Raw genomic sequence first — 2,425 nt, 5'->3', positions numbered from 1 at the left:
CTGCAGCCTCAAGCACTTCCGACGCATCGCCACCCGCTTCGACAAACTAGCCAGGAACTTCCTCGCCACCGTCCTCCTCGGATCAGCACGCCTCTGGCTACAGGCTTATGAGTCCACGCCCTAGGCCTTGATGGCCCCGCTGAGATACTTCCGGATCGCCTCGCCGTAGGGCGGACGCATGGCCTGCAGCGGGCCGATATCCTTCTTGAGCTGGCTGAACACGGCCTTCCTGTGGCTGAACTCCTTGAAGCCGTCGTGGCCGTGATAGCTGCCCATGCCGGCCGGGCCGATGCCGCCGAACGGCAGCTCCTCCTGCGCCACGTGGAAGATCACGTCGTTGACGGTGACGCCGCCTGAGGTGGTGGCGTTCAGCACCTTCTCCTGCTCGGCCGCGTCGGCGCCGAAGTAGTAGAGGCCCAGCGGCCGGTCGTGGGCGTTCACATAGGCCACGGCCTCGTCGAGGGTGCGGTAGCTCTTCACCGGCAGGACCGGGCCGAAGATCTCCTCCTGCATCACCTTCATCTCGTCGGTGGGCTCGAGGATCAGGGTCGGCGGGATCTTGCGGTGCTCCTGCTGGCGGAAGTCCTCGCCGGGCGGGGAGAGCTCGACCACCTTGGCCCCCTTGGCGCGGGCGTCCTCGATGTAGCCGGTGATGCGGTCGTAGTGCCGCTGGGCGACGATCGAGGTGTAGTCGGGATTGTCCTTGATGGTCGGGTACATCTTCGCCACCGAGGCGCGGGCGGCCTCGACGAAGCTGTCCATGCGGTCATGCGGGGCCAGGACATAGTCGGGGGCCAGGCAGATCTGGCCGGCGTTCAGCGTCTTGCCGGCCATCACGCGGGCCGCGGCCACGCTGACATCGGCCGACTTGCCCAGAATCACCGGGCTCTTGCCGCCCAGCTCGAGGGTCAGCGGCACCAGGTTCTCGGCCGCCGCGCGCATGACGTGGCGGGCGATGCTGGTCGCGCCGGTGAAGATCATGTGGTCGAAGGGCAGGGCCGCGAAGGCCTGACCGATCTCCGGGCCGCCGGTGACCACGGCGATCTCCTCCTCCGAGAAGGCGCTGGCGAACATGGTCTTCATCAGCTCGGACGTGGCCGGGGTGAACTCCGATGGCTTGATCATAGCCCGGTTGCCGGCCGCCAGGATGCCGGCCAGGGGGGCGAAGGTGAGGTTCACCGGGAAGTTCCAGGGGCTGATCACGCCCACCACGCCCTTGGGCTGGTAGCGGACCTCGGCCTTGGCGCCGAAGAGGCCGAGGATCGCCGGCGTGGTCTTGCGCTTCTCGGTGCGCATCCACTTCCGCAGGTTCTCCTTGGCGTGCTTCAGCGGGCCGATGGAGCCGGCGACGTCGGTGACGCCGGTGGTCTCGCGCGAGCGGGAGCCGAAGTCGGCGTTCAGCGCGTCCTCGATGGCCGTGCGGTTGTCGATCAGCAGCTTGATGCAGCGGTCGATGCGGTCGATGCGCTGTTCGGCGCTGGGGGCGCCATCGCGAATGTGGGCGGCCTTCTGGCGCGCCAGTATGCCTTGCATGTCCATGGATGACGTCCTCCCGTTGGGGCGAGAGGTGACGGGCTTTCCCCGGGGGGCGTCAAGAGGCGCGGGGCTCGGCGCGCGGTCCGCGGCGGATCAACCCGAACTGTTCCGCGGAGGCCGCAGGGACGGCGGCAGGGGGCCGCGCCAGAGGACGGTCGGTTTAGGGTCGGGGCGCGGCGGCGGCGGACCGTCGGTCCGACGCGGGCGGCCGACCAGGCGCAGGGCCTCGGCGGCGAGGGACTCGGTGGGGCGACCCAGGAAGGCCGCCTCGCCGTCGTCGACGGCGATGGCGATCAGGGCGTCGGTGAGGTCGATCTCGTCGATCCCGGTCCCCGTCCCCGTCCCTTCTGGGGCGTCGCGCTCGGTGAAGCGCAGGGCCAGGGCGCTGGCGCGGTCGATGTGGTTGCGGACCCGCGCGGGCAGGCAGTCGTGGCTGAGCGGCGGCCGCTCGGGCCGGGCGGGCTGTTCGCGCTCGCGCTTCAGCCGGGCCTTGAGGGCGATGGACTGGCGGGCCGAGCGGGCCATCCGCTGGTAGGTGCGGCCGAGGTCGTTGAACTCATCCGGCGTCTCGGCCGCCATCATCCGTGCGTGGGCCTCGACCGCGGCGGCCATGTCCATCTCGGCCAGCCGCGCGAGCATGAGCTCGTCGGGATCGGGGGCGGACGGGGCGGCGGGGGTGGCCATGGGGGGAGGAAAACATGGCTCTGCGTCAGAAGCGGACGTAGATGGGCGAGGCGGCGTTGTTTTTCACCTCCCCCGCGCAGCGGCGGGAGCAACCATGTTTCAGGTGGCCGGGTGAGCGAGCCAGGGTTGGCCGCGGCTGAGGATGAGGTTGGCGGCTTCGATGAGCTTTCGCATGACGGCGACGGTGACGAGCTTGCGGGCCTTG

2 protein-coding genes and 1 pseudogene are annotated in these 2,425 nt (G+C 69.7%); 1 reads left to right on the top strand and 2 read right to left on the bottom strand.

Going from position 1 to position 2,425, the window contains the following annotated elements; translation table 11 throughout:
- A pseudogene (locus DJ019_RS20570) lies at positions 1-124 on the top strand (IS5/IS1182 family transposase); the annotation flags it as partial.
- Here the strand turns inward: DJ019_RS20570 and DJ019_RS20565 are convergent.
- Together DJ019_RS20565 and DJ019_RS20560 are read right to left on the bottom strand one after the other, a co-directional pair.
- Complete coding sequence (locus tag DJ019_RS20565; RefSeq protein WP_111278738.1) at positions 121-1,539, bottom strand: coniferyl aldehyde dehydrogenase; 1,419 nt, start codon at positions 1,537-1,539, stop codon at positions 121-123. The pseudogene DJ019_RS20570 and the gene DJ019_RS20565 sit on opposite strands and share 4 nt — an antisense overlap.
- Positions 1,540-1,629: 90 nt before the next feature.
- Positions 1,630-2,220 (bottom strand): hypothetical protein, encoded by a 591-nt coding sequence (locus DJ019_RS20560; protein ID WP_111278736.1) that lies wholly within the window; start codon positions 2,218-2,220, stop codon positions 1,630-1,632.
- Positions 2,221-2,425: the final 205 nt, after the last annotated feature.

Source organism: Phenylobacterium kunshanense (assembly GCF_003254525.1).
GTDB classification, from domain to species: Bacteria; Pseudomonadota; Alphaproteobacteria; order Caulobacterales; family Caulobacteraceae; genus Phenylobacterium; species Phenylobacterium kunshanense.
This window is presented reverse-complemented; position numbering and strand designations above follow the sequence as displayed.

What these genes read in the sequence shown, in the direction of transcription:
- DJ019_RS20565 (WP_111278738.1), bottom strand. Translation starts at nt 1,539, where the DNA reads ATGGACATGCAAGGCATACTGGCGCGCCAGAAGGCCGCCCACATTCGC.
- DJ019_RS20560 (WP_111278736.1), bottom strand. Translation starts at nt 2,220, where the DNA reads ATGGCCACCCCCGCCGCCCCGTCCGCCCCCGATCCCGACGAGCTCATG.